At 71.7% G+C, this 25,025-nt stretch carries 27 protein-coding genes; 12 read left to right on the plus strand and 15 right to left on the minus strand.

Translation table 11 applies throughout. From position 1 onward, the window contains the following. Positions 1–17: 17 nt before the first annotated feature. From ACWD35_RS24840 to ACWD35_RS24865, 6 genes are all read right to left on the minus strand, one after another. Positions 18–1,316: a DUF6986 family protein gene (locus tag ACWD35_RS24840; protein WP_451353486.1), complete on the minus strand. Its 1,299-nt coding sequence runs from the start codon at positions 1,314–1,316 to the stop codon at positions 18–20. Between the two features lie 170 nt (positions 1,317–1,486). Continuing rightward, complete coding sequence (locus tag ACWD35_RS24845; protein WP_451353487.1) at positions 1,487–2,449, minus strand: electron transfer flavoprotein subunit alpha/FixB family protein; 963 nt, start codon at positions 2,447–2,449, stop codon at positions 1,487–1,489. A gap of 53 nt (positions 2,450–2,502) precedes the next feature. After that, entirely contained in the window at positions 2,503–3,291 is a 789-nt protein-coding gene (locus tag ACWD35_RS24850) for an electron transfer flavoprotein subunit beta/FixA family protein (RefSeq protein ID WP_451353488.1), read from the minus strand. Between the two features lie 219 nt (positions 3,292–3,510). After that, on the minus strand, positions 3,511–4,020 hold the full coding sequence (locus tag ACWD35_RS24855) for a flavin reductase family protein (RefSeq protein WP_451353557.1): 510 nt from the start codon (positions 4,018–4,020) through the stop codon (positions 3,511–3,513). A gap of 44 nt (positions 4,021–4,064) precedes the next feature. Beyond that, positions 4,065–4,145: a putative leader peptide gene (locus ACWD35_RS24860; RefSeq protein ID WP_451353558.1), complete on the minus strand. Its 81-nt coding sequence runs from the start codon at positions 4,143–4,145 to the stop codon at positions 4,065–4,067. Positions 4,146–4,228: 83 nt separating this feature from the next. Next, positions 4,229–4,561: a thioredoxin family protein gene (locus ACWD35_RS24865; protein ID WP_451353489.1), complete on the minus strand. Its 333-nt coding sequence runs from the start codon at positions 4,559–4,561 to the stop codon at positions 4,229–4,231. A gap of 301 nt (positions 4,562–4,862) precedes the next feature. Here ACWD35_RS24865 and ACWD35_RS24870 point away from each other — a divergent pair, with 301 nt between their 5' ends. Next, entirely contained in the window at positions 4,863–5,591 is a 729-nt protein-coding gene (locus ACWD35_RS24870) for a lysophospholipid acyltransferase family protein (RefSeq protein ID WP_451353490.1), read from the plus strand. A gap of 117 nt (positions 5,592–5,708) precedes the next feature. Then, positions 5,709–6,725, plus strand: coding sequence for a hypothetical protein (locus tag ACWD35_RS24875; protein WP_451353491.1), 1,017 nt, complete (start codon positions 5,709–5,711; stop codon positions 6,723–6,725). Between the two features lie 9 nt (positions 6,726–6,734). On the opposite strand, the gene ACWD35_RS24880 is transcribed toward ACWD35_RS24875, so the two are convergent. The 5 genes from ACWD35_RS24880 to ACWD35_RS24900 form a co-directional block, all read right to left on the minus strand. Next, the gene (locus ACWD35_RS24880; RefSeq protein WP_451353492.1) at positions 6,735–7,949 is read right to left on the minus strand and encodes a hypothetical protein; all 1,215 of its coding nucleotides are present in this window, start codon (positions 7,947–7,949) and stop codon (positions 6,735–6,737) included. Between the two features lie 61 nt (positions 7,950–8,010). After that, complete coding sequence (locus ACWD35_RS24885) at positions 8,011–8,607, minus strand: transglutaminase domain-containing protein (protein ID WP_451353493.1); 597 nt, start codon at positions 8,605–8,607, stop codon at positions 8,011–8,013. 78 nt (positions 8,608–8,685) lie between these two features. After that, positions 8,686–9,756, minus strand: a complete 1,071-nt coding sequence (locus ACWD35_RS24890; RefSeq protein WP_451353494.1) for a threonine aldolase family protein — start codon at positions 9,754–9,756, stop codon at positions 8,686–8,688. Beyond that, positions 9,753–10,526, minus strand: a complete 774-nt coding sequence (locus ACWD35_RS24895) for an SDR family NAD(P)-dependent oxidoreductase (RefSeq protein ID WP_451353495.1) — start codon at positions 10,524–10,526, stop codon at positions 9,753–9,755. The genes ACWD35_RS24890 and ACWD35_RS24895 overlap by 4 nt, the downstream gene beginning before the upstream one ends. Before the next feature lie 38 nt (positions 10,527–10,564). Beyond that, on the minus strand, positions 10,565–11,962 hold the full coding sequence (locus ACWD35_RS24900; RefSeq protein WP_451353496.1) for a DUF6421 family protein: 1,398 nt from the start codon (positions 11,960–11,962) through the stop codon (positions 10,565–10,567). A 439-nt stretch (positions 11,963–12,401) separates the two neighbouring features. Here ACWD35_RS24900 and ACWD35_RS24905 point away from each other — a divergent pair, with 439 nt between their 5' ends. Beyond that, positions 12,402–13,085, plus strand: a complete 684-nt coding sequence (locus tag ACWD35_RS24905) for a glycerophosphodiester phosphodiesterase (protein WP_451353497.1) — start codon at positions 12,402–12,404, stop codon at positions 13,083–13,085. Between the two features lie 27 nt (positions 13,086–13,112). Here the strand turns inward: ACWD35_RS24905 and ACWD35_RS24910 are convergent, their stop codons facing one another. Next, positions 13,113–13,649, minus strand: coding sequence for a GNAT family N-acetyltransferase (locus ACWD35_RS24910; RefSeq protein ID WP_451353498.1), 537 nt, complete (start codon positions 13,647–13,649; stop codon positions 13,113–13,115). A 71-nt stretch (positions 13,650–13,720) separates the two neighbouring features. Here ACWD35_RS24910 and ACWD35_RS24915 point away from each other — a divergent pair, with 71 nt between their 5' ends. The 6 genes from ACWD35_RS24915 to ACWD35_RS24940 all read left to right on the plus strand — a co-directional run bounded on the left by ACWD35_RS24915 (position 13,721) and on the right by ACWD35_RS24940 (position 18,781). After that, complete coding sequence (locus ACWD35_RS24915; protein ID WP_451353499.1) at positions 13,721–14,119, plus strand: VOC family protein; 399 nt, start codon at positions 13,721–13,723, stop codon at positions 14,117–14,119. 530 nt (positions 14,120–14,649) lie between these two features. Beyond that, the gene (locus tag ACWD35_RS24920; RefSeq protein WP_451353500.1) at positions 14,650–15,414 is read left to right on the plus strand and encodes a VOC family protein; all 765 of its coding nucleotides are present in this window, start codon (positions 14,650–14,652) and stop codon (positions 15,412–15,414) included. 143 nt (positions 15,415–15,557) lie between these two features. Further along, entirely contained in the window at positions 15,558–16,118 is a 561-nt protein-coding gene (locus ACWD35_RS24925) for a DUF5134 domain-containing protein (protein WP_451353501.1), read from the plus strand. A gap of 95 nt (positions 16,119–16,213) precedes the next feature. Beyond that, positions 16,214–17,152, plus strand: a complete 939-nt coding sequence (locus ACWD35_RS24930) for a M56 family metallopeptidase (RefSeq protein WP_451353502.1) — start codon at positions 16,214–16,216, stop codon at positions 17,150–17,152. A gap of 96 nt (positions 17,153–17,248) precedes the next feature. Then, complete coding sequence (locus ACWD35_RS24935) at positions 17,249–17,938, plus strand: HAD family hydrolase (RefSeq protein ID WP_451353559.1); 690 nt, start codon at positions 17,249–17,251, stop codon at positions 17,936–17,938. Between the two features lie 162 nt (positions 17,939–18,100). Next, the gene (locus tag ACWD35_RS24940) at positions 18,101–18,781 is read left to right on the plus strand and encodes a TetR/AcrR family transcriptional regulator (protein WP_451353503.1); all 681 of its coding nucleotides are present in this window, start codon (positions 18,101–18,103) and stop codon (positions 18,779–18,781) included. A gap of 49 nt (positions 18,782–18,830) precedes the next feature. Here ACWD35_RS24940 and ACWD35_RS24945 read toward each other — a convergent pair whose 3' ends face one another. After that, a complete protein-coding gene (locus ACWD35_RS24945; protein ID WP_451353504.1) occupies positions 18,831–19,331 on the minus strand; it encodes a DUF6214 family protein in 501 nt (166 codons plus the stop codon). Between the two features lie 196 nt (positions 19,332–19,527). On the opposite strand from ACWD35_RS24945, the gene ACWD35_RS24950 reads away from it, so the two are divergent. Continuing rightward, positions 19,528–20,862 (plus strand): FAD-dependent oxidoreductase, encoded by a 1,335-nt coding sequence (locus ACWD35_RS24950; protein WP_451353505.1) that lies wholly within the window; start codon positions 19,528–19,530, stop codon positions 20,860–20,862. Positions 20,863–20,880: 18 nt separating this feature from the next. Here ACWD35_RS24950 and ACWD35_RS24955 read toward each other — a convergent pair whose 3' ends face one another. Further along, positions 20,881–21,249 carry an ArsR/SmtB family transcription factor gene (locus ACWD35_RS24955; RefSeq protein WP_451353560.1) on the minus strand — a complete coding sequence of 123 codons (369 nt, stop codon included), beginning with the start codon at positions 21,247–21,249 and terminating at the stop codon, positions 20,881–20,883. 150 nt (positions 21,250–21,399) lie between these two features. On the opposite strand from ACWD35_RS24955, the gene ACWD35_RS24960 reads away from it, so the two are divergent. Continuing rightward, entirely contained in the window at positions 21,400–22,479 is a 1,080-nt protein-coding gene (locus ACWD35_RS24960; protein WP_451353506.1) for an NADH:flavin oxidoreductase/NADH oxidase, read from the plus strand. Positions 22,480–22,524: 45 nt separating this feature from the next. Here the strand turns inward: ACWD35_RS24960 and ACWD35_RS24965 are convergent, their stop codons facing one another. Continuing rightward, positions 22,525–23,283: a PaaX family transcriptional regulator C-terminal domain-containing protein gene (locus ACWD35_RS24965; protein ID WP_451353561.1), complete on the minus strand. Its 759-nt coding sequence runs from the start codon at positions 23,281–23,283 to the stop codon at positions 22,525–22,527. A gap of 71 nt (positions 23,284–23,354) precedes the next feature. On the opposite strand from ACWD35_RS24965, the gene ACWD35_RS24970 reads away from it, so the two are divergent. Next, complete coding sequence (locus ACWD35_RS24970; protein WP_451353507.1) at positions 23,355–25,022, plus strand: DNA alkylation response protein; 1,668 nt, start codon at positions 23,355–23,357, stop codon at positions 25,020–25,022. Positions 25,023–25,025: the final 3 nt, after the last annotated feature.

Genomic DNA, 25,025 nt, shown 5'->3' on the forward strand with positions numbered 1-25,025 from the left:
CCCGTCGTCGGACGCCGCTACTTCGCCGAGGCCGTCAGGTCGCCGCGCCGGGGTGCCGCGAAGCCCTCCAGGCCGGCGCGGGTCAGGCCGGACAGCCGGGCGACCTCGGCGATGTCGAGGGCGCCGCAGTCCAGGCCGCGCAGCAGGTAGCCGCTGAGCGCCTTGGCGGTGGCGGGCTCGTCCATGACGTCGCCGCCCGCGCGGTTGGCGTAGCGGGCGAGGCGGCCCGCGGCCTGCTCGAAGCCCTCGCGGTAGAAGGCGAATACGGCGGCGTAGCGGGTCGGGATGTGGCCCGGGTGCATGTCCCAGCCCTGGTAGTAGGCGCGGGCCAGGGCGCGGCGGGTGAGGCCGTAGTGCAGCCGCCAGGCGGCGTGGACCTTCTCGGTCGGGCCGACGGGCAGGACGTTGGTGGAGCCGTCCGAGACGCGGACGCCTGTGCCCGCGGCGGCGACCTGCATGACCGCCTTGGCGTGGTCGGCGGCGGGGTGGTCGCTGGCCTGGTAGGCGGCGGAGACGCCGAGGCAGGCGCTGTAGTCGAAGGTGCCGTAGTGCAGCCCGGTGGCGCGGCCCTCGGCGGCCTGGATCATCCGGGCGACGGCGGCGGTGCCGTCGGTGGCGAGGATCGACTGGCTGGTCTCGATCTGGATCTCGAAGCCGAGCCGGCCGGCGTCGAGCCCGTGGGCCTTCTCGAAGGCCTCCAGGAGCCGCACGAAGGCGCTCACCTGCTCGGGGTACGTCACCTTCGGCAGGGTCAGCACCAGCCCCTCGGGCAGGCCGCCGGCGTCCATCAGGCCGGTGAGGAAGACGTCCAGGGTGCGGATGCCCCGGTCGCGGACCGCGGCCTCCATGCACTTCATGCGGATGCCCATGTACGGGGCCGCCGTGCCGTTCGCGTAGGCCTCGGCGATCAGGCGGGCCGCGCGGGCCGCCGCCGCGTCCTCCTCGGCGTCGGGACGGGGACCGTAGCCGTCCTCGAAGTCGACGCGCAGGTCTTCGATCGGCTCGCGCTCCAGCTTGGCGCGCACCCGGGAGTACACGGGCTCGGCGAGGTCGTCGGACAGGCCGAGGACGGCCGCGAAGGAGGCGGCGTCCGGGGCGTGTTCGTCGAGGGACGCGAGGGCCTGGTCGCCCCAGGAGCGGATGGTGTCGGCGGCGAAGACGTCCCCGGGTACGTACACGGTGTGGACGGGCTGCCTGGTGCCGGGGTCGCCGGGGTAGCGGCGCTCCAGTTCCGCGTCGACCGGCGCGAGGGAGGCACTGATCTCCTCACTCACGGCGCCCGCGAGGCTTGTCGCCACCTTCTCCTGCTGACCCATCCCACACCCTCCAATTTTCCACTGTGCGGAATCAACAATCCGTAGAATGAAGTTATCCGGGGTGGTTCCCGCAGGTCAACACCCACCGGGATGCCATCAGAATGCACCGAGGCCCCCGTGACCGCGTCGGTCACGGGGGCCTCGTACGCCATGGAGGGGCGCGGAGGGGGTCAGCCCTTGCGGGCGTTGATCTCCTCGGTCAGCTGCGGGACGACGTCGAACAGGTCGCCGACGATGCCGTAGTCGACCAGCTCGAAGATCGGGGCCTCGGCGTCCTTGTTGACGGCCACGATGGTCTTCGAGGTCTGCATACCGGCGCGGTGCTGGATGGCGCCGGAGATGCCGTTGGCGATGTACAGCTGCGGCGAGACCGACTTACCGGTCTGGCCGACCTGGTTGGTGTGCGGGTACCAGCCCGCGTCCACCGCGGCACGCGAGGCGCCGACGGCCGCACCGAGGGAGTCGGCGAGGGCCTCGATGATCGCGAAGTTCTCGGCACCGTTGACGCCACGGCCACCGGAGACCACGATCGCGGCCTCGGTCAGCTCCGGGCGGCCGGTCGACTCACGCGGCGTGCGGGCGGTGACCTTGGTGCCGGTCGCCTTGTCGGAGAAGGTCACGGCGAGGGCCTCGACCGCACCGGCGGCCGGGGCGGCCTCGACGGCGGCCGAGTTCGGCTTGACCGTGATGACCGGGGTGCCCTTGATGACACGGGACTTGGTGGTGAAGGACGCGGCGAACACCGACTGGGTGGCCACCGGGCCCTCGTCGCCGGCCTCGAGGTCGACGGCGTCGGTGATGATGCCCGAGCCGATGCGCAGCGCCAGACGGGCGGCGATCTCCTTGCCCTCGGCGGAGGACGGGACCAGCACGGCGGCCGGGGAGACGGCCTCGACGGCGGCCTGGAGGGCGTCGACCTTCGGGACGACCAGGTAGTCGGCGTACTCGGACGCCTCGTGGGTGAGGACCTTGACCGCGCCGTGCTCGGCGAGGGTCGCGGCGGTGTCGGCGGCGCCGTTGCCCAGCGCGACGGCGACCGGCTCGCCGAGGCGGCGGGCCAGGGTCAGCAGCTCCAGGGTGGGCTTGCGGACGGCACCGTCCACGTGGTCGACGTAGACGAGGACTTCAGCCATGGGATTGCTCTCCTGCGTAACGAAGTTGAGGGGCGGTCAGCGGGGGCGAGCCCTTAGATGAACTTCTGGCTCGCGAGGAACTCAGCGAGCTGCTTGCCGCCCTCGCCCTCGTCCTTGACGATGGTGCCGGCCGTGCGGGCCGGACGCGGGGCCGCGTCCTCGACCTTGGTGAGCGCGCCGTCCAGACCGACCTCTTCGGCGTCGATCTCCAGGTCCTCCAGGTCCCAGGACTCCACCGGCTTCTTCTTGGCCGCCATGATGCCCTTGAAGGACGGGTAACGGGCCTCGCCCGACTGGTCGGTCACGGAGACCACGGCGGGGAGCTGCGCCTCGAGCTGCTCGCTCGCGGCGTCGCCGTCGCGGCGGCCCTTGACCGTGCCGTCCTCGACGGAGACCTCGGACAGCAGGGTGACCTGCGGGACACCGAGACGCTCGGCGACCAGCGCGGGGACCACACCGGCGGTGCCGTCGGTGGAGGCCATGCCGGAGACGACCAGGTCGAAACCGGCCTTCTCGATGGCCTTGGCCAGCACCAGCGAGGTGCCGATGACGTCCGTGCCGTGCAGGTCGTCGTCCTCGACGTGAATGGCCTTGTCGGCACCCATGGACAGCGCCTTGCGCAGCGCGTCCTTCGCGTCCTCCGGGCCGACCGTCAGGACGGTGACCTCGACGTCGTCGTCCGAGTTCTCGGCGATCTGCAGCGCCTGCTCGACCGCGTACTCATCCAGCTCGGAGAGCAGACCGTCCACGTCGTCACGGTCGACGGTCAGGTCATCGGCGAAGTGCCGATCGCCAGTGGCGTCGGGCACGTACTTCACAGTGACAACGATCCTCAAGCTCACGCCGGCTCTCCTACTGCATCGTCATTTCCTGGCTGCCTCTTGCAGGCAGCATAGGCGCCTGAAGCGGCCGATCCCGATCTGGGGCGTCCGCGCGCTCCGACCGAAATATTACTCGTCAGTACACCCAGTTCATGCCCGCTAAGCAAGCGCTTTGAACTGTGACCTTCGCAACGCAGCGTAACCGGAACTCGACGGCTTCGCAGAGGCGGGCGGGCGTGATCAATCCCGCAGGCTGTTGAAGCGGCCCTGGTGATAGAGGAGGGGGCGGCCGGCGCCCGTCGGGTCGCCGAGGACCAGTTCGGCCAGCACGATCCGGTGGTCACCGGCCGGGACGCGGCCGACGATCCGGCAGACCAGCCAGGCCAGTACGTCGTCCAGGACGGGTACGCCTTCCGGGCCCTCGTGCCAGGCGGTGGGCGCGCCGAAGCGGTCGGCGCCGCTGCGGGCGAAGGTGGCGGCCAGCTCGCTCTGGTGCTCGCCGAGTATGTGGACGCCGACGTGCTCCGCCTCGGCGATCGCGGGCCAGCTGGAGGCGCTCGTGCTGATGCCGAAGGAGAGGAGTGGGGGCTCGACGGAGACCGAGGTCAGGGAGGTGGCTGTGAAGCCGACCGGACCCCGGTCGCCGCGGGCGGTGATCACCGCGACCCCGGCGGCGTGCCGGCGGAAGGCGGAGCGCAAGAGGTCGGGCGAGGCGAGCTGGTAGGCGCCGAGGGCGGGCGTGGCCGTCACGGGGGTGTCCTTCTGCAAGGGGTGGTGAGCGGGGTCGGTGGGGGTCAGCACCCCGGACACCGCGCGCTCGCGGTGCGGACCAGGTCGACGTGGACCCGCCCGAAGAGAAGGAGTTCGATCGGCATTGGGTCAGGCTGGCGAAAGATGGCGGGTGCAGTCAAGGTCGCTCAGGGGACCGGGAGATACCTCACGGCCTCCTGAGACTCCCTCACACCGCCTCCCCCAGCGCCGCGATGACATCGGCCTTGCGCGGCTGTCCGGTGGCGCGGCGCACCACCCGGCCGACCGCGTCGAGGACCAGCACGGTGGGCGTCTTCAGGATCTCCAGCTCGCGTACGAGGTCGAGGTGGGCCTCGGCGTCGATCTCGACGTGCGCGACGCCGGGGACCATTCCGGCCACCTCGCCGAGGGTGCGCCGGGTGGCCCGGCAGGGGGCGCAGAACGCGCTGGAGAACTGCACGAGGGTAGCCCGCTCGCCCAGTTCAACGCCCAGCTCGGCCGCCCCGAACCGCCTGTCGTCGTCGTGCCCGCGCACCCGCACTCTCCCGCTCCGCTCCGTGTCCGGCGCTACTCCCTGTGCAGCGCTCCGGTTTCATCACAGCACTCCGGTTCATCACAAGGATTCACGAGTCCGAAATGATTCCGCGCGCTGTAAAGGCGGCCTAAAGATCACTGGCGGAATTTAGGCCGACGTGACGAGGATCTCGCCGCCGCGGGGCACCAGGACTGGCCACCTGTCCATTCTTCGGGCACGATCTGCGAGACGCCGTAAACCTACGGCTGCGTAACTTTCCCGCCGGGAGCCCCTTTCCCGAGCAGAGCAGAAAGGGTCCGTCCCGCCCATGGCAGAGCTGGTCTACCGCCCCGTCGTCGCTTTCACCAAGACGATGTTCAAGGTCTGGGACCTGAAGATCGACTGCCAGGGGTCGCAGAACATCCCGCGCTCGGGCGGCGCCGTCCTGGTGAGCAATCACATCAGCTACCTGGACTTCATCTTCGACGGCCTGGCGGCCCTCCCGCAGAAGCGTCTGGTGCGCTTCATGGCGAAGGAGTCCGTCTTCCGGCACAAGGTGTCCGGGCCGCTGATGCGCGGCATGAAGCACATCCCGGTGGACCGCAAGCAGGGCGAGGCGGCCTACGCCCACGCGCTGGACTCGCTGCGCTCCGGCGAGGTCGTCGGGGTGTTCCCGGAGGCCACGATCTCGCAGTCGTTCACCCTGAAGAGCTTCAAGTCGGGTGCGGCCCGCCTGGCCCAGGAGGCGGGCGTGCCGCTCATCCCGATGGCGGTGTGGGGCACGCAGCGGCTGTGGACCAAGGGGCACCCGCGCAACTTCAAGCGCAGCCACCTGCCGATCACCATCCGCGTGGGCGAGCCGGTCGAGGCCCCTCGCGACCAGTACGCCGGCGCGATCACCCGCCGGCTGCGCGAGCGCGTCCAGGAGCTCCTGGAGGCGGCCCAGCGCGCCTACCCCGGTCTCCCCAAGGGCCCGGAGGACTTCTGGTGGCTGCCCTCCCACCTGGGCGGTACGGCGCCGACGGTGGAGCAGCTGCGCGCGGCCGAGGCGCACTGACACCCCGCGGCCCGGCACCCCGCAACCGGTCGGCGCGCACCGGCCGGTAGGGTTCGCGTTCGTAACGGTAGAGCCCCATGGCTCTCCGGGGACGCGTGCGGCTACGGGGGCGGAGCGATGCGGCGCTGGATGAAGGTGACGGTGGCGGTGCTGGCCGTCCTGGCTCTGGGCGGCTGGTTCGCCGCTCCGTACGTCAAGGACTGGTGGCTGGTGCGCACGGCCTGCGACGGGGTGCTGCCCTCCGGTCCGGTGCGTCAACTCGCAAAGGGCGGCGGCCACTTCACGAAGGCGGAGACGACGTCCCACCGCGAACTCGGCGACTACGGCTGCAGCCTGCGCTTCGAGGGCCACGGGGACTACACGCTGGTGGTGCGGATGGCCGCCTACACCCGGCGGGACGATCAGGACAGCGAGTTCCTGTTCGACTTCCCGGAGAAGGGATTCCCCAGGCTGCGGGCGCTACCGCGGGGCCTGCCCGGGTTCCAGGACAGTTTCGGCGACCTCCATTTCCTGCTGCGCTGCCCGGACCTGGGCAAGGACGCCGAGGGCCGGCCGCGCAGGCTGCTGGTGGACACCGTCCTCGGCGACGCCACCGCGCGCACCACGCATGCCGCGTACGAAACCGTCGTCCCGCTGGTCAACTCCGCCTCGGACCACCTCGGTTGCGGCGCGCAGCCGCTGACGGTGCCGGCGGGCGACAGCGCACCGGCGGGCCCCGAGAACGAACCGCAGGCGGTCCCGGTCACCAGCGCCGCCGGCACCGCCTGCGGCTGGGTGGCCCGCTCGGGACTGCCCCAGGCCTCCGCGTGGAGCGTGGAGGTGCTGATGAACGACGCCGCACCGGCCGGGCGTTGCGATCTCACGAGCGGCGACGCCAACTCCGGGGACGAGAAGAGCATGTTGTTCGCCGCCTGGTACGGCGACTGGAGCAACCGCCTGGTCTCGCAATCCGGCGGGCTCCGCAGCCTGACCGCGAGCGCCCGATGCGACGGCGAGGCCGCCAACTTCGCCGTCGACGTGGACAACGAGAACGTCCCGGCCGCCGAGCGGCGGGAGAAGCGCCGGCTGCTGCAGGCCTTCGCCGAGGACCAGGTGCGGCGGCGCGGCTGCTCCGGGCTGCGGCTCAACGGCTGACCGGGTCCGTCAGAACACTCCGTACCGGAGGCCCTTCACGTACGCGTCGTCGAGCCACTGGCGCAGGGCCGCCACCCGCTCGGCCGGAACGCCGCGGGCCTCGGCCCAGGCGTCCAGCACGGTGAAGAGCTGCCGGCGCCCGTCCATCGGATCCCCGCGCAGCGCTCCGCTCACCGGCCGGGCGGCGATGCCACTCATGGGCGGGCGGCTGGTCAGCTGCCGGGGCGCCGCCCGGTAGGCGCCCCGGGTGTGGCTGCGAACGGTCGCGTCGAAGGAGCCGAGGTCGGAAATGCCGCCGTCGCGGGCGCCGTTCGCCCTGACGCCCATGAGCGCGCCGATGTGGCGGACGATGTCGTCGAGGTCTTCGTCCGGCCCCATGGTGGCCTTGTCCTCTTTCCACCTCTTGTCGGCGTGGAAGTCCGGGTCGCCGCCCTGACGGGTCAGCCGCTCCAGGTAGTAGGCGAAGTAGGCCCGCTCCGCGTCGTAGAGGGTCGCGAACGCCTCGGGGTCCTCGGCCAGGTGCTGGAAGAGCAGCCCCGTTTCGAGCTGCAACGTGCGGGAGTAGGTGAAGCCGAAGTCCGGGTGCGCGTCGCCGGGGGCAAGGAATCGGCCGAAGCTGGACTCCCCCGACGAGTCCGGGGCGGCCAACGAGCCGGGGACCGCCGGGGTGTTCGCATTGTCCTCGGGCACGACGAAGCGATTGGTGTCGACGACGTACCCGGCGAACATGCGGGCCAGGCCCGGCGCCGCGCCGGACGGCACATGGCCCTCGTCGTACACCACGGCGACGAGGTAGACCGCGCGCGCCTGCGCCAGGGTGTGCGGCCTGCCCGGGGCTGTCGCCCGGGTGGCGGCGTCCACCACCTGACCGAGCACCCGGCCGCCGTCGCCGCACAGCTCGCCGGTCGGCAGGAGTGCGCGCGCCGTGTCGAGGCGGGACATGTCGTCGCCGGGGTCGAGGGCGCGGGTGGCCGCCGCCGGGTTCGGTGCCAACGCCCGTGTGGTGGCGGGGAGTTCCTTGCAGGAGTCGTCGCCGGTGAGCGTGAGCGGCACCGCGACGGCACCGGCGACCAGGGCCAGCCCCACGGCCGAGGCGAGCAGCCGGTGCCGCCGAAGCCAGGCGAGCCGGCCACCGCGCTCGACTCCTCCTCGGCTCTGACCGGCTTCCTCCGCGCGGGCGTCCTGCCGGGCGGTCCCGTCTTCCGCTGCTCCCCCGTTGCTCATGGCCGGGAAGATTAGCGAGTGCGACGGAGCGACGGCCAGGCGGGGTGCCCCGAGTTGAGCGTCAGAGGGAGTCGGGGAGCGTCCTCGACAGGTGCGGTCGGTCCGGGGCCGCCTTGAGCGCGCCGAGGACGGCCGGGTGCGGCTCGGCGTACAGGTCCGGGTAGTCCAGCTCACCGGACGCCGGGTCGGGGATCCACGCCAGCCGCTCGCCGTCCAGGGAGAACTGGGCGTCGATGCCGGGCTTGTTGCCGCGCGGGTCCTGCCGGTGCCAGGCTCCGTTGAAGCGCACGGCGACCAGTCCGTGGACGGCATGGCCGCCGCCGTCGCCGTCGTTCGTGAGGCGCTGGTAGCACAGGGCGGTCGGGATGTCCTCGGCTCGCAGCAGGGCGGCCAGGGCGTGGGCCTTGGCGTAGCAGATGCCGGTGCCCAGGCTCAGTACGTCCGAAGCCCGCCAGGTGACACGGAGGTCACCGGAGTCCTGGGAGTGCGGGATGGTGTCGCGCACGAATTCATAGGCGGCGCGCGCATACCCATACGAGTCGGCGGCATCCTTGGCCAAGCGGGCGGCCGTCTCCCGGACGACGGGATGCTGGTGGTCGATGACCTCGTCGGCAGCCAAGTATGCCGAAAGGTCTGCGGTTTTCTGGATCGGCTCCATGTCCGCAGAGCATAGGAATGCGATCACCCGACAGTCAATGACTTTTCAGGTGACCGCATATCTATGCATCAGCCGGGGTCAGCGCGCCATCTCTTCCTTGACCGCCGCCACGAACGCGTCCACGTCCTCCTCCGTGGTGTCGAAGGAGCACATCCAGCGCACCACGCCGGCGGCCTCGTCCCAGAAGTAGAACCGGAACCGCTCCTGCAGCCGCTCGCTCACGTCGTGTGGGAGCTTGGCGAAGACGCCGTTGGCCTGCACGGGGTAGAGGATCTCCACCCCGTGCACGGCCCGCACACCCTCGGCCAGCCGCTGGGCCATCTCGTTGGCGTGCCGGGCGTTGCGCAGCCACAGGTCCCTGGCGAGCAGGGCCTCCAACTGCACCGACACGAAGCGCATCTTGGAGGCGAGCTGCATCGACAGCTTCCGCAGATGCTTCATCCGCCCCACGGCGTCCGGGTTGAGGACGACGACCGCCTCACCGAACAGGGCGCCGTTCTTCGTCCCGCCCAGGGAGAGGATGTCGACGCCGACCGCGTTGGTGAACGTCCGCATGGGCACGTTCAGGGAGGCGGCGGCGTTGGATATCCGCGAGCCGTCCAGGTGCACCTTCATGCCGTGCGCGTGGGCGTGCTCGACGATCGCCCGGATCTCGTCCGGCGTGTAGAGCGTGCCCAGCTCCGTGCTCTGGGTGATCGAGACGACCTGCGGCATGGCGCGGTGCTCGTCCTCCCAGCCCCAGGCCTGCCGGTCGATCAGCTCGGGCGTGAGCTTGCCGTCGGGCGTGGGCACGGTGAGCAGCTTCAGACCGCCCATGCGCTCGGGAGCGCCGCCCTCGTCGACGTTGATGTGCGCGCTCTCGGCGCAGATCACCGCGCCCCAGCGGTCGGTGACCGCCTGGAGCGCGACGACGTTCGCGCCGGTGCCGTTGAAGACCGGGAAGGCCTCCGCGGTGGCCCCGAAGTGGCTGCGGATGATCCGCTGGAGGTTCTCGGTGTAGTCGTCCTCGCCGTACGCCACCTGATGGCCGCCGTTGGCCAGGGCCAGGGCGGCCATCACCTCCGGATGTGCCCCGGCGTAGTTGTCACTGGCGAAACCGCGGACCTGCGGGTCGTGGTGGCGACGCGCGTCGGTCTTGGGAGGGTTCACGGCTTCTCGGTCAGCCACAGACGGTTTCCGTTCACTTCGGCGGCGGACTTGCTCCAGACGCCCTCGATGGCCTCGGCCAGGTCCTTGACGTCCGTGAAGCCCGCGAACTTCGCGTTGGGGCGTTCGGCGCGCATCGCGTCGTGCACCAGCGCCTTCACCACCAGGATGGCAGCCGCCGCGCGGGGGCCTTCAGCGCCCTCGGCGATCCCGGCCTTGCGGAAGCCGTCCGCCATCGCGAGCGTCCAGGCCTCGGCCGCGGCCTTGGCGGCGGAGTACGCCGCGTTGCCCGCGGTGGGCTTCGAGGCGCCGGCCGCGCTGATCAGCAGGTAGCGACCGCGGTCGCTGCGCTCCAGGGCGTCGTAGAACGCCAGGGAGGTGTGCTGGACGGTGCGGATGAGCAGCTTCTCCAGCAGGTCCCAGTCGGCGAGGTCGGTCTCGGCGAAGGTCGCGCCGCCGCGCCAGCCGCCGACGAGGTGGACCACGCCGTCGACGTGCCCGTACTCCTTCTCGACACGCTCGGCCCAGGCGCGGGTCGAGCCGAGGTCGAGCAGGTCGACCGTCTCACCCGTGACCGTGGCACCGCCGCGCGCGTAGCGGGCCGCGTCCACGGCCTCCGCCAGACGCTCGGGGTTGTTGTCCGAGCCGACGACCGTCGCACCGGCCTCGGCGAGCCGGATGAGCGCAGCACGCCCCGCGGGTCCGCCCGCGCCGGCGACCGCGATCACCGCGCCGCTGAGAGGCCCATTGTTGCCCGTGGCCCCGTTCCCCATGATTTTCCCCTTCGAAGCCGTGTTGTGGACGCGGTCGCTCACGCGGCGAGCCGCTCGGCGCTGTCAGCCGTGATGCCCTTGGTGGAGGCGATCACATTCTTCAGCTTCTTGGACAGGGCCTCAAAGAACATGCTCAGCGGAAACTCGTCCGGAAGCACGTCGTCCACGAGCTTGCGCGGCGGCTGGGTCAGGTCCAGGGCGTCGGGGCCCTTGGCCCATTTGGAGCCGGGGTGCGGAGCGAGGTAGGTGGAGACGAGCTCGTAGCCCGCGAACCAGTGCACGAGCTTGGGGCGGTCGATGCCGTCCCGGTACAGCTTCTCGATCTCGGCGCACAGCTGGTTGGTGACCTGCGGGGCACGCTCCCAGTCGATGGAGAGCTTGTTGTCGGTCCAGCGGATGACATCGTGCTTGTGCAGGTAGGCGAAGAGCAGCTGGCCGCCGACGCCGTCGTAGTTGCGGTTGCGGTCGCCGGTGAGCGGGAAGCGGAACATGCGGTCGAAGAGCACCGCGTACTGCACGTCACGGGCCTGCGGGACGCCGTCCGCCTGAAGCTTCACGGCCTCCTTGAAGGCGGTGAGGTCGCAGCGCAGCTCCTCCAGGCCGTACATCCAGAACGGCTGGCGCTGCTTGATCATGAACGGGTCGAACGGCAGGTCGCCGTGGCTGTGGGTGCGGTCGTGGACCATGTCCCACAGAACGAAGGCCTCTTCGCAGCGCTTCTGGTCGTGGACCATCGCGGCGATGTCCTCGGGCAGCTCAAGGCCCAGGATGTCGACGGCGGCGTCGGTCACCCGGCGGAAGCGGGCGGCCTCGCGGTCGCAGAAGATGCCACCCCAGGAGAATCGTTCCGGCGCCTCGCGCACGGCGATGGTCTCCGGGAACAGGACGGCGGAGTTGGTGTCGTACCCGGCCGTGAAGTCCTCGAAGGTGATGCCGCAGAACAGCGGGTTGTCGTAACGGGTGCGCTCCAGCTCGGCCAGCCACTCCGGCCAGACCATGCGCAGCACGACCGCCTCAAGATTGCGGTCGAGGTTGCCGTTCTGCGTGTACATCGGGAAGACGACCAGGTGCTGCAGGCCGTCCTCGCGGTTCGCGGCGGGCTGGAAGGCCAGCAGCGAGTCGAGGAAGTCCGGCACCGGGAAGCCGCCCTCGGCCCAGCGGCCCAGGTCCTTCACCAGAGCCTCGTGGTAGGCGACGTCGTGCGGGAGCAGCGGGGAGAGCTGCTCGACCGCGTCCGCGACACGGCGTACGGCGGCCTCGGCGTCGGCCTTGGCCGGAGCGCCCTCGGCGTCGAAGTCGATCGACCCGTCCGTGGACTGCCATGGCCGGATCTGTTCCACCGCATCCTTGAGCACCGGCCAGGCCGGGTGCTCCACCACCCTGGTCGACGAAGGAATCTGACCCTCCGTAGCCGCCTGCACAAGAATTTCCGTCATGTCCCATCCTCCACGGGAGAACCTCGCGTAAGGACACCGTATGCATAGCTCCTTTCAGCCAGCAAGAGGGGGACCGGGAAATTATTCTGTCCGCAACCTAGGTCACCGCTGTTTTTCCTGCGCCAAACCGTGACGGCGGTCACTTTCGCCGCCGAGGCGGGCTTTCAGTGAGCGCGAGGCGGGCCTGTGTGCCCAGAAGCGGGCACCGATCGGATCCAGCCAGACTCGAGCCGGTCAACCCGCGGAGGACGCGCCCACGCGCGGGTGACATGCGAGAGCGGGTTCAGGCCAGGTTTCGCCGACGGCGCGCCGCGATCGCCCGCGCACGTGCGGGTTCATCGCCGGACCCGGCGGTTAGGCTGCGAGCTTGCCGCGTGGACGGCGACGTCCGTCCGGTCCGCGCGTCGCCGAGCCGCCGTCGACGGAAGCGAGTCGAACCTTGAACTTCCTTACCATCGGTCACCGCGGGGTCATGGGTGTCGAGCCCGAGAACACCCTCCGTTCCTTCGTCGCCGCGCAGCAGGCCGGCCTCGATGTCATCGAACTCGATCTGCACCTGAGCAAGGACGGCGCCCTGGTCGTCATGCACGACACGGAGGTGGACCGCACGACCGACGGCACCGGCCCGATCGCCGAGAAGACCCTGGCCGAGCTGCGCGCCCTGGACGCGGGCCGCGGGGAGCGCGTGCCGGTGTTCGAAGAGGTGCTGGACGCCGTGAAGACGCCGCTGCAGGCCGAGATCAAGGACGTGGCGGCAGCCCGGGCGCTGGCCGAGGTCATGCGGCGGCGGGACCTCGTCTCACGCGTCGAGGTGCTGTCGTTCCACGACGCGGCGATCGCCGAGATCGCCCAGCTGGTGCCGGGAGTGCGCACCGCTCTGGTCGCCAGCCGCTACGGCACGGACGTCGTGGAGCGCGCGCGGGCGGTGGGCGCCGCGACCCTCGTGCTCAACATCCGCCGGCTGACCCTGGAGATCGTGGAGCACGCTCGCCGGGCGGACCTGCGGGTCATCGGCTGGGTGGTCAACACGCAGGACCACCTGCGGCTGGTCCGCGCCCTCCAGCTGGACGGCGCGACGACCGACTACCCGGAGATCAAGCGCACGGCCCGCTTCACCGCGTGACCCGGCACCCGGTGTCCCGTATGAACGTCACACCAGCGGCTTGACCAGCAGCTCGAACCGCAGGTCGGCGCGGCGCGGAATGCCGAAGCGCTCGTCGCCGTACGGGAACGGCGTCATCCGTCCCGTACGGCGGTAGCCGCGGCGCTCGTACCAGGCGATCAGGTCGTCGCGGACCGAGATCACCGTCATGTGCATCTCGGTGGCGCCCCAGGCCTCGCGGGCGTGCCGCTCCGCCTCCGCGATCACGGTCTTGCCGAGCCCGGCGCCCTGAAGGGTGGGGCTGACCGCGAACATGCCGAAGTAGGCGTGGTCGCCGCGGTGTTCGAGCTGGCAGCAGGCGACGATCCGGCCGTCGCGCTCGACGGTCAGCAGCCTGCCGTCCGGCGACTTGATCACCTCCAGCACGCCCTCGGGGTCGGTACGCTGCCCCTCCAGGATGTCCGCCTCCGTGGTCCACCCGGCCCGGCTGGCGTCCCCTCGGTACGCCGACTCGACCAGGGCCACCAGGGCGTCGACATCGGCGTCGGTGGCGTCACGGAAGCTGAGTCCGGCGGCGGTCTCCATGGGGCGGTCTCCGATTCTCGGGCGTGGCTGAGCCAGGGTCGAGGGTATCCCTGCCGCTAGGCTCCGCCGCCATGGTGCACGTACTCAGCAGCCGGACCCTCCTCACCCCCACCGACCCCGAACGGTCCCGTGCCTTCTACGGCGAGCAGCTGGGCCTGTCCGTCTACCGTGAGTTCGGCACAGGTCCCGAGCGCGGGACCGTGTACTTCCTCGGCGGCGGCTTCCTGGAGGTCTCGGGGCGGGGACGCGCCGGGGCCCCGCCCTCGCCCGCCGTACGGCTGTGGATGCAGGTCGAGGACGTAGCCGCCGCCCACGACGAACTGCGCGGCAACGGCGTGCCGATCGTACGGCCGCCGGTGGGGGAGCCGTGGGGCCTGATCGAGATGTGGATCGAGGACCCGGACGGACTCAAAATCGTTGTCGTCGAGGTACCTCAAGATCACCCCATCCGCTACCGCCCAGGTCTCTGATGACCTGTGGAAATGAAGAAGCCCCGCCCAGGGGCCCAGTCCTCCAGCGCTGGGTGTGTCTGCGGGCCTAGAACGTCGAGCAGCCCCGTTGCAGGAACTCTCCTCCGCGGCGGGGCTGTGTCGCACAGTGGGTAGTGGACTATCAGGGCGCAGAATCGATATACGCAGGCTCCGCATCACCAGCCCCTCAGGCGGGGAGGTACACAGATGCCACAGACGACGCGTATCAGGCCCTACTTCGAACTTCGCATCGGCGGCTTCCGCGTCACTTCCAATCGGATCCCCGTGCGGTTCGTAGCGTTCCTGTCCAGCACAGTGACCGGCGTCGCCGCGTTCCTATGGAGACGCTGATCGGTCGGGACGGGAGGATTCGAACTCGCGTTAACAGCCCGTGCCGACCGCTGGTTTGCTTCCCCGATGGCCGCGGTGAGTGGCGGCGGCTAGCGTGTGAAGGAGATCAGATCACCCCTGGGACGCCCCCTGGGACGCCCCCCTGGGGCGCGCGGCGGCCGGGTTCGGAAGGAGCTGACATGAAGTTCGACAAGCCGGTGACCGGCGGCCCCTGCTGGACCGAGCTGGGGACCACTGATCTGGAGGGGGCCAAGCGGTTCTACGCCGAACTGTTCGGCTGGCGCCCGGAGACGGACCCACGGCCGGAGGCGGGCGGTTACACCATGGCGCACCTCGGGGACGCGGCCGTCGCCGCACTGACCCCGCTGTACCAGGAGTCCCAGCCGGTGGCGTGGAACGTGTCCTTCGCGGTGCCGGACGCCGACGCGGCGGCCCGGAAAGTGGAGGAGGCCGGCGGCACGGTGATCCTCGGCCCGATGGACGTCTTCGACGTGGGCCGCTTCACGGTGGCCCTCGACCCGACGGGCGCGGCCTTCCAGTTGTGGCAGGCGCGCGCCTTCCCGGGCGCCGGGCTGTTCAACGCGCCGGGCACGCTGGGCTGGGTGGAGCTGGCGACGCGGCAGACCGACCGGGCCCGGGACTTCTACACCACGGTCTTCGGCTGGAGCGTCAACGCCTCGCAGTGGTACACGCAGTGGGGCATCGACGGCGAGGACTTCGGCGGGATGGCCGACATGGGCGACCGCTTCCCGCAGGATGTGCCGGCGCACTGGATGCCCTACTTCGCGGTGGACGACGTGGACGCGGCGGCCGAGGTCGCGGTGGGGGCGGGCGGCTCCGTCGTCGTTCCTCCCGCGTCCATGCCGGGCGGTCGGCGTATCGCGGTGCTGCGCGATGCGCAGGGAGCGGCGTTCGGGGTGTACAAGGCCGGCGAGGAGGGCTGAGCCGGGCTGCCGCTCAGGCCCGCCTCCGCCCTCACCGGGCGCGCTCCGTCGAGTGCTCCCCGTGTACATCCTTGCGCTCGCGTGCGCGCCGCGTGCCGTGGGCATCGCTTCCCTCGACCGACCGTCGAGCCGGGGAGGTACGCGTGCACGGACCGACGTCGGCGGCCTGGCTGCTGGTCGCGCTGTGCGCGGCGACCGGGGCCTACTGCCTGGTGCGGATGCGCAGCGGGGTCGAGGAGCAGCGCCGGTCGGCAGGCGGCGAGGCGCTCATGGGCTTCGGCATGGCCGTGATGGCGGTGCCCGCCACGGCGTTCACCCCGCCGGGCTGGGCCTGGCCGCTGTACACAGCCGTGTTCGGCATGGCGGCGCTGCACGCTCTGTGGGTCGTGCGCGGCGACCGGCACCATCTCCACCACCTGATGGGCGCGTCGGCGATGGTCTACATGTCGCTCACCATGGCCGCCTCCCCCGCTTCCGCTGCATCCGCGCACCACGCGCACGACGGTTCCGGGGTGCCGCTGCTGACCGGGGCGCTCCTGCTGTACTTCACCGGCTACGTGCTGCGGTCCGGCGCCCGCCTGGTGCCCGCCGCCGCCACAGCCGGCGGCGCGGGAGCCGTAGGGTGGGGGGACCGGCCAGAACTGGCGCGGGCGTGCCGGTTGTCGATGGGAATCGGCATGGTGGCGATGCTGCTGACGATGTGACCGCGCCGAGTGACAGGACGCGGGAGCGTTGTCTCCGTCACTTCACCGCCATGGACCGTACCCGTTCATGGCATCGCCCTCATAGGGTGCTGCCCATGATGGTCCCCGTGGCCCTGTTGCTGCTCGGCGCCCTGACCGCCGTCCTCGCCCCGCGTTGGCTCGCCCGGGCCGACTGGCCGGACCGAGAGCCGGTCGTCGCCCTGTGGGCGTGGCAATGCGTGGTGGCGGCCGTTCTGCTGTGCTGCGCGCTGTCGATGACGCTCAGCGCGGCGGCGGCCTGGCAGGCCGTGCGCGGGCATGTGTTCGCCCCGGCTCCGCACGCGGTGGTGGACGCGTACGCCCTCGGCGCGGCGGGCCCTTGGGCGGCGGCGACCGCGGTGACGCTCGCCTGCGGCGGGCTGTGGAGCCTGGCGATGCTGGTGCGCGAGGTCGTACGGGCGCGGGGGCGACGGCGGGTGCGACGAGCCGAACTCCTTGTGCGCGCCCCGCTGTTGCCGGGCGAGGACCAGGTGAGCGGCCGGCTGGTGGTGCTGGAGGGCGAGCGGCCCGACGCCTGGTGGCTGCCCGGTGCCGCGCCCCAGCTCGTCATCACCACGGCCGCGCTGCGCCGTCTGAAGGGGCGTCAACTGGACGCGCTGCTCGCGCACGAGCAGGGACACGCGCAGGCCCGGCACGACTGGCTGCTGCACTGCTCGGACGCGCTGGCGGACGGCTTCCCGCAGGTGCCGGTGTTCGCGGCGTTCCGGGCCGAGATGCACCGGCTGGTCGAACTGGCCGCCGACGACATGGCCTCGCGGCGCTTCGGCCGGCTGACGACGGCGCTGGCGCTGCTCGAACTCAACGAGGAGCGGGGGGTGTTCGGGCCGTCCCCGACCCCGCAGGCGCATGTGCCGCAGCGCGTGCACCGGTTGCTGACACCGCCCGACCGGCTCCCGGCGCTGCACCGGCTGCGGCTCACGGCCGTGGCCGCGCTGGTGCCGGCCCTCCCGGTCCTGGTGGCGTTCGTCCCCGGGCTCCGGGCGCTGGGCTGCTGAGCCCATGGCCGCCAGGGGTTGGCCCGCCCGCGTGCCCGCCACTGCCGGCGAACCTGCCTGCCAGCGGGGCCCGGTAGAGTCCCCGGCATGTCAGAGATGCGTGGAGTGCTGTTCGACTTCTCCGGAACGCTGTTCCGCATCGAGTCGGCCGAGTCCTGGCTGCGTGGCGCGCTGGACGAGACCGGGTACACCCTGCCCGAGCCCGAACTGACCGAGAAGGCCAGGGCTTTGGAGGTGGCGGGCGCGCTGGCCGGCGGAGCGGAACCGGTCGAGGTGCCGGCGGAGCTGGCCGGGCTGTGGGCGGTGCGGGACCAGAGCATGGAGCGGCACCGGGCCGCCTACACGGGTCTGTCCCGCCTGGTACCGCTGCCCGACCCGAGCCTGCACGACACGCTGTACGACCGGCACATGTCCCCCGCCGCCTGGAGCCCGTACCCGGACGCGGAAAAAGTGCTGCGCACGCTGTGCGAGCGCGGGATCGGCGTCGGTGTGGTCAGCAACATCGGCTGGGACCTGCGCCCGGTGTTCCGCGAGCACGGCCTCGACACGTACGTGGACGCCTACGTGCTGTCGTACGAACACGGTGTGCAGAAGCCGGATCCGCGGCTGTTCTCGGTCGCGTGCGAGGCGCTGGGCGCCGACCCTCGGCAGGTGCTGATGGTCGGGGACAACAGGGTGGCGGACGGCGGGGCCGCCGCACTCGGCTGCGGGGTGCACTTCGTGGACCATCTGCCGGTCACCCAGCGCCCGGACGGGCTGTTGCCGGTGCTGGACCTCGTCGACTGACGGCAGTGGGCGGATGTGCGCCTTTCACATGGCCGTCCGCCTGAGACGATCCCCCGTGTCGCCCCAGACGGACGGCAGCTATGAGCAGGCCGCGCGCCCACGGGCAGCGGCCCCCGCGCTGAGTATAGTTGGCTGGCAGCCAGTCAACGCAGGAGTTACAGGATGTCCCCGCGAAGCGCCTCGGTCAATGAAGAGCTGCGGCGGCGTTCCCGGGAGCGGCTGTTGCAGGCCGCCGTCGAACTCGTCGGCGAGCGGGGGTTCGAGGCCACGACCCTGGGCGACATCGCCGACCGGGCGGGCTCGGCGCGGGGGCTGGTGTCGTACTACTTCCCCGGCAAGCGCCACTTGGTGCAGTCCGCCGTGCACCGGCTGATGCACCGCACGCTGGAGGAGGCGCTGGAGCGGGAGCCGCGCACCGAGGACGGCCGGGAGCGGATGGCGCGGGCCATCGACGCCGTCCTGGGCCTGGCCCACGACCGTCCCGTGCTGATGCGCCAGCACATGGCCGGGCTGCTCCAGGCGGAGGGCTTCGTGCAGTGCCCGGAGCAGCGCCGGCTGGGCGAGCTGCTGAGCGACACCGTCGCCCGGTACGGCTCCCAGGACATCGCGGCCGACTACCCCATGCTGCGGGCGCTGTTGATGGGAGCTGTGTACTCGGCGCTGATACCGGGGGCGCCGATGACCGTTCCGGTACTGCGCGCCGAACTGTTCAAGCGGTACCGGCTCGACTGGGATCTGGGCATGCCACCGGGGAGCGGTCCGGGCAGCGGGGCGCCGGAACAGGACCTGTCGCGGTTCTTCGCGACCGAGGGCCCGGTGGAGGACCGCCCGAGCGCTCCCTGATCGTCGGCGGAACCCGGGACACGTCCCCGAGTCGTCGAAGTCCCGTTACTCAGCAGCGTGCATGACGAGGCGTCAGGAAGCCCGCGTCGCGCGCCTGGGCGATCATCCCGAGGGACCGGCGCCGGCTGTGCCCGGTCGCGCACATCACCGCGAGGACCGGGTCGCCACCCCCCTCCTGCGCGGCGCGGTACTCCTCCGCGACCAGCCGGCATCCCTCGATGCCCCGCGGCCAGGCAGGACGGGCGCGCCGTGGTCCCACGCGGACGGCACCCTCCTCACCACCCCGCGCGGGCGGGCACCCCTCGTCGTCGTACGGCTTCTGCGCCGCAGCGCACGCCTCGAACAGCGGCTCCTCGATCCAGTCGGCGAGTGCGGTCAGGTCGGCGAGGGACAGGGCGGGCTGCGCCTTGATGTCCTCGATGGACACGCACCCCTCGCTGACCACGGCCAGGGCGTCGACCCAGGCGTCGTCGGGGAAGGCCAGCCGGACATACAGCCAGGACGTCGCGCCGCCGTGCTCCTGCACCTCCCACGCGGGCCAGACGGACACCGCGCCGTCCTCGGCATGCCGATCGGAAAGATTGAGAGAGGATGCCTCTAGCACACACACAACGTAACCGCATGATCACATTCCATACGAACGGGACACGCGTCCCGATCACCCCACCGGCCTCTGCCGCTGCGGCCCCGGCGGTGCCATGCTGGAGCCGTCCGCACACCACCTCCTCCGGGCAGGGAGTACCGCCGTGCTGCGTGTCGCCGTCGTCGGTTCCGGGCCGAGCGGGTGCTACACCGCCCAGAGCCTCGTCCAGCAGGACCCGGACGTGCGCGTCGACGTCCTGGACCGGCTGCCGTGCCCGTACGGCCTGGTGCGGTACGGCGTCGCCCCCGACCACGAGAAGATCAAGTCCCTGCAGGGCAACCTGCGCACGGTACTGGAACACGAGCGGGTGCGATTCCTGGGCGGCGTCCTGGTGGGCGGCCCCGGCGGACTGCCCGTGGAGCGGCTGCGGAGCATGTACCACGCGGTGGTGTACTGCGTGGGCGCCGCCACCGACCGCCGGCTCGGGATTCCCGGCGAGGACCTGCCGGGCAGCTGGTCGGCGACGGAGTTCGTGTCCTGGTACAGCGCGCATCCGGACGCGCGGGACACCGGCTTCCTGAACGGGGTGCGCTCGGCGGTGGTCATAGGGGTGGGCAACGTGGCGGTGGACGTCACGCGCATGCTGGCCCGGGGCGCCGCGGAGCTGCGCCCGACGGACATGCCGCAGGGCGCGCTGGACACGCTCGCGGCCAGCGGGGTCACCGACGTGCACATGGTGGGCCGGCGCGGCCCCTCGCAGGCCCGCTTCACGACCAAGGAGCTGCGTGAGCTGGGCAGCCTGCCGGACACCGAAGTCTCCGTGGATCCGGCCGAGTTGGCGCTGGACACCACGGATCTCGCCGCGCTGCCCGCCGTGCGGCGCCGCAACGTGGACGTCGTGCGCGACTGGGCGGACCGGCCGGCCGCCGCCTCGCCCCGCCGCATCCATCTGCGGTTCTTCCTGCGCCCCGTGGAAGTGCTCGAGGACAACGGCCGGGTGGGCGCCGTACGGTTCGAACGGACCGCTCCGGACGAGCAGGGCGGCGTCACGGGCACGGGCCGGTACGAGGACGTACCGGCGCAGTTGGTACTGCGCTCTGTGGGCTATCGCGGAGTGCCCCTGGAGGGGCTGCCGTTCGACCCGGCCACCGGCACCGTGCCGCATCTGGAGGGAAGGGTCGTCCGCGAGGGCGTCGTCTCCCCGGGCGAGTACGTCGCCGGGTGGATCAAGCGCGGCCCGACGGGCGTCATCGGCACCAACCGGCCCTGCGGCAAGGAGACGGCGACCGCCCTGCTCGCGGACGCACCCGCGCTCGCCTCCCGGCAGGTACCGGAGGACCCGGTCGCGGCCCTGCGGGCGGCGGGCGTCGAGCCGGTTCCGTGGACGGGCTGGCAGGCGATCGAACGGGCCGAGGCGGAGCTGGGCGCGCGGCTGGGGCGGGGCGTGGTCAAACTCGCGGACTGGGACACGCTTCTCGGGGCGGCGCGGTCCGCCTAGCGGACCGGCCGGACCGCGTCACGCACTGGGCTGCCCGTCGTCGCCGAGGCGGGCGGACTGGCGGTCGGCGGCGGTGAGGAGGCTGGCGAGAAGGCCCGGGAAGAGGCCGTCCAGATCGTCCCGGCGCAGGCCGTTCATCTTGGCGGTGCCGCGGTAGACCTGCCGGATGACCCCGCTCTCGCGCAGCACCCGGAAGTGGTGCGTGGTGGTGGACTTCGTCACCGGCAGCACGAAGTCCGAGCAGGACAACTCACCGCCGTCGACGGCGAGTTCACGCACGATGGACAGCCGCATCGGGTCGGAGAGGGCGTGCAGCACGGCCTCCAGCCGGATCTCCGCCCGCTCCGGATGCGGAAGCGTGCGGCCGGGCGCGGCGGCGCCTGTCACGTCGGTCACGGCGACTCCCCTTTCCTCGTCCGCCCAGCATTCTTCATCACCTCCCCGCATTGTACGAGAACCGTCGTAGTTTGACATCTCTCGTACTACGAGGTCTATCGTACGAGCAGACCTACGGCCCCGTGACGAATGGAGTCCGCCGTGAGCGCTCTCTTCGAGCCCATCACCCTGCGCGAGGTGACCATCCCGAACCGGGTGTGGATGCCTCCGATGTGCCAGTACTCGGCCGAGCCGGTCGGCCCGCAGGCCGGTGTCCCGCACGACTGGCACTTCACGCACTACGCCGCGCGCGCCACGGGCGGCACCGGGCTGATCATCGTGGAGGCCACGGCGGTCTCCCCGGAGGGCCGGATCTCGCCGTACGACCTCGGGTTGTGGAACGACACCCAGACGGAGGCGTTCCGCCGGATCACCCACTTCCTCGCGGCGCACGGCACGGTGCCCGGGATCCAGCTCGCGCACGGCGGCCGGAAGGCTTCGACCGAGCGGCCATGGAAGGGCGGCGCGCCGGTCGGGCCGGAGGCGCACGGCTGGCAGCCGCTCGCACCGAGCCCGGCAGCGTTCGACGAACTCCACCCCGTGCCCACCGAGTTGACGGTCGATCAGATCCGGCAGATCGTCAGTCAGTTCGCCGAGGCCGCGCGCCGGGCACTCGCCGCAGGGTTCGAGATCGCCGAGATCCACGGCGCCCACGGCTATCTGATCAACGAGTTCCTCTCCCCGCACTCCAACCACCGCACCGACGCCTACGGCGGCTCGTACGAGAACCGCACCCGGTTCGCCCTCGAAGTCGTCGACGCGGTCCGGGCGGTGTGGCCCGACGACAAGCCGCTGTTCTTCCGTATCTCGGCGACCGACTGGCTGGAGGAGGGCGGCTGGACCCCGGACGACACGGTCCGCTTCGCCCACGACCTGCGGGCCCACGGAGTCGACCTGCTCGACGTGTCCACGGGTGGCAACGTCTCCGACGTCCGCATCCCGACCGGTCCCGGGTATCAGGTCCCGTTCGCCGCCCGCGTGAAGGCCGAGACCTCGCTGCCGGTGGCCGCGGTGGGCCTGATCACCGAGGCCGGCCACGCCCAGAAGATCGTGGCCAACGGCGAGGCCGACGCCGTGCTCCTGGGCCGGGAGTTGCTGCGCAACCCGTCCTGGGCCCGGCATGCGGCACGGGACCTGGGCGGCGAGATCCGGGTGCCGGACCAGTACCACCGGTCCGTCTAGGACCACCGCTCCGCCTGAGACCACCGGCCCGTCCGGCCGGGGACGTCAGCCCAGGTGCTCGCGCCCTCCCGCCGAGGACGCCAACTCCCGCTGGTACGCGGCGTACGCGGTGCGCAGCGCCTCTCCCGGCCAGTCGGCGGGCAGGAGTTCCGGCGGCAGAACGGGGTCGGCGAGCAGGTGGCGTACGGCCGCGGCGAAGGCGGTGAGGCGGTCGGCCGGGTGGCGGGCACCGGCTGTTCGCGCGAGCAGGGTACGGGCGGTGGCCGCCCAGTCGTCGAGCGGCCACAGGCGGGCGACCAGGTCCTGCGAGGGCTCGTCCGGGCGGGCCGTGTACGTCTGTGCCACGCGGCGGAGTTCGTCCGGCAGCGGCCGGCCGAGGTTGGCCGGGCGCAGCCAGACGCCCTCGCGGAGTTCGGCCAGCCGCAGGGCGGCCAACCGGGCGCGCAGCTCGGCGCGTTCTGCGGGGCCGCGGCCCGTCGCAGTGATCACCAGCATCTCCCAGTCACCGTCCCACGCGCGCGTGCGCGGATGCACCGCGTCGTCCTGGCGGCGCTGCCGGGCCAGCAGCCGGTCGCTGAGCCCGTAGACGGCGTCCGTGCGCCTGAGGTCCCCGGCAGCCACCATCCGGCTCAGGGCGGCCCGCAGCGTGGAGCCGCCGACGCCGAAGGGCTCCACCAGCCGGACCAGGTCCTTCACCGGCAGCTCCGGCGGATGCGCGCCGAGGAGCAGGCTCAGCACGACGGACCGCGCGGACAGCGGTCGCAGGCCGGCCTCCCCGGGCTCGGCAGACACGTTCATGCGCATGGGCACGTACTGTACGTGCGCCTTCATGTTGCATCATTGCTACGACCGCAGGATGAGTGCAACATAGCCGTATGGTCTCGATACCCGCGCAGTCGCAGCTTCAGCCGCAGCACGCCACGCACGACGTCACCAATCAGGCCCCGCCCCTGGCGCCGTACGACGCCTCCGACGACCCGGCGCTGCTGGAGGGCCTGCGCCGGGAGGGCGCCGGCTGGGCCGAGGAGGACATCCGCCGACTTGGTCTGCGGGCCGGCGGCGAGGAGGCGCAGGAGTGGGGCGAGCAGGCCAACCGGCACGAACCGGAGCTGCGCACCCACGACCGCTACGGCAACCGGATCGACGAGGTCGACTTCCACCCCAGCTGGCACCACCTGATGCGCACGGCGGTCGCCGAGGGCCTGGCGGGCGCCCCCTGGGCGGACGAGCGCCCCGGCGCGCACGTGGCCCGTACCGCGGGCGGGCTGGTGTGGGGGCACACCGAGGCCGGGCACGGCTGCCCGACGTCCATGACGTACGCCGCCGTCCCCGCGCTGCGCGCCCAGCCGGATCTCGCCAAGGTGTACGAACCGCTGCTCACCAGCCGCGTGTACGAACCGGGGCTGCGCGTTCCGGCCGAGAAGCCGGGCCTGATCGCCGGGATGGGCATGACCGAGAAGCAGGGCGGCTCGGACGTGCGCACCAACACCACCGAGGCCGCGCCCACCGGCGAGCCGGGCGTGTACACGCTGCGCGGGCACAAGTGGTTCACGTCCGCGCCGATGTCCGACGTCTTCCTGGTGCTCGCGCAGGCTCCGGGCGGCCTGTCCTGCTTCCTGGTGCCGCGCGTGCTGCCGGACGGCAGCCGCAACACCTTCCGCATCCAGCGGCTGAAGGACAAGCTCGGCAACCGGTCCAACGCCTCCTCCGAGCCGGAGTTCGACCGGACCGTGGCGTGGCTGGTGGGGCCCGAGGGGCGGGGCGTGAAGACCATCATCGAGATGGTCAACTGCACCCGACTGGACTGTGTGATGTCCTCGGCCACGCTGATGCGCAAGACGCTCGTCGAGGCCGGGCACCACGCACGCCACCGCAGCGCGTTCGGCGCCCGGCTCCTCGACCAGCCGCTCATGCGCAACGTCCTGGCCGACCTGGCGCTGGAGTCGGAGGCGGCGACGACGCTGACCCTGCGGCTGGCGGGCGCGGCCGACCGGGCGGTACGCGGGGACGCCGGGGAGCGGGCGTTCCGGCGGATCGCCACCGCGGTCGGCAAGTACTGGGTGACCAAGCGGGGCCCGGCGTTCACCGCCGAGGCGCTGGAGTGCCTGGGCGGCAACGGGTACGTCGAGGACTCGGGCATGCCCCGGCACTACCGGGAGGCCCCCCTGCTGTCGATCTGGGAGGGCTCGGGCAACGTCAACGCGCTCGACGTGCTGCGCGCCCTCGGCCGGGAACCGGAGACCGCCGAGGCCCTGTTCGCCGAACTCGCCCTCGCGCGCGGCGCCGACGCCCGGCTGGACGCGACCGTGGCCGGGCTGAAGGCGCAGTTGGCCGAGACCGACCAGGTGGGCGCGCGGCGTCTGGTCGAGCGGATGGCCCTCGCCCTCCAGGCCTCACTGCTGGTCCGGCACGCCCCGCATCCGGTCGCGGACGCCTTCTGCGCGAGCCGGCTGGGCGGTGACTGGGGCCACGCGTTCGGCACCCTGCCCGCCGCGACGGACCTCGGCGCCATCCTGGAGCGGGCCCTGCCCGACCGGAACTGAAGC

The sequence above is a fragment of the Streptomyces sp. NPDC002671 genome (assembly GCF_053592475.1).

Excerpts from the sequence above, each read along its gene's own strand:
- ACWD35_RS24840 (WP_451353486.1), bottom strand. The coding sequence starts at position 1,316 with ATGGGTCAGCAGGAGAAGGTGGCGACAAGCCTCGCGGGCGCCGTGAGT.
- ACWD35_RS24845 (WP_451353487.1), bottom strand. The coding sequence starts at position 2,449 with ATGGCTGAAGTCCTCGTCTACGTCGACCACGTGGACGGTGCCGTCCGC.
- ACWD35_RS24860 (WP_451353558.1), bottom strand. The coding sequence starts at position 4,145 with ATGCCGATCGAACTCCTTCTCTTCGGGCGGGTCCACGTCGACCTGGTC.
- ACWD35_RS24870 (WP_451353490.1), top strand. The coding sequence starts at position 4,863 with ATGGCAGAGCTGGTCTACCGCCCCGTCGTCGCTTTCACCAAGACGATG.
- ACWD35_RS24875 (WP_451353491.1), top strand. The coding sequence starts at position 5,709 with ATGCGGCGCTGGATGAAGGTGACGGTGGCGGTGCTGGCCGTCCTGGCT.
- ACWD35_RS24880 (WP_451353492.1), bottom strand. The coding sequence starts at position 7,949 with ATGAGCAACGGGGGAGCAGCGGAAGACGGGACCGCCCGGCAGGACGCC.
- ACWD35_RS24885 (WP_451353493.1), bottom strand. The coding sequence starts at position 8,607 with ATGGAGCCGATCCAGAAAACCGCAGACCTTTCGGCATACTTGGCTGCC.
- ACWD35_RS24895 (WP_451353495.1), bottom strand. The coding sequence starts at position 10,526 with ATGGGGAACGGGGCCACGGGCAACAATGGGCCTCTCAGCGGCGCGGTG.
- ACWD35_RS24900 (WP_451353496.1), bottom strand. The coding sequence starts at position 11,962 with ATGACGGAAATTCTTGTGCAGGCGGCTACGGAGGGTCAGATTCCTTCG.
- ACWD35_RS24910 (WP_451353498.1), bottom strand. The coding sequence starts at position 13,649 with ATGGAGACCGCCGCCGGACTCAGCTTCCGTGACGCCACCGACGCCGAT.
- ACWD35_RS24915 (WP_451353499.1), top strand. The coding sequence starts at position 13,721 with ATGGTGCACGTACTCAGCAGCCGGACCCTCCTCACCCCCACCGACCCC.
- ACWD35_RS24920 (WP_451353500.1), top strand. The coding sequence starts at position 14,650 with ATGAAGTTCGACAAGCCGGTGACCGGCGGCCCCTGCTGGACCGAGCTG.
- ACWD35_RS24930 (WP_451353502.1), top strand. The coding sequence starts at position 16,214 with ATGATGGTCCCCGTGGCCCTGTTGCTGCTCGGCGCCCTGACCGCCGTC.
- ACWD35_RS24935 (WP_451353559.1), top strand. The coding sequence starts at position 17,249 with ATGCGTGGAGTGCTGTTCGACTTCTCCGGAACGCTGTTCCGCATCGAG.
- ACWD35_RS24940 (WP_451353503.1), top strand. The coding sequence starts at position 18,101 with ATGTCCCCGCGAAGCGCCTCGGTCAATGAAGAGCTGCGGCGGCGTTCC.
- ACWD35_RS24965 (WP_451353561.1), bottom strand. The coding sequence starts at position 23,283 with ATGCGCATGAACGTGTCTGCCGAGCCCGGGGAGGCCGGCCTGCGACCG.
- ACWD35_RS24970 (WP_451353507.1), top strand. The coding sequence starts at position 23,355 with ATGGTCTCGATACCCGCGCAGTCGCAGCTTCAGCCGCAGCACGCCACG.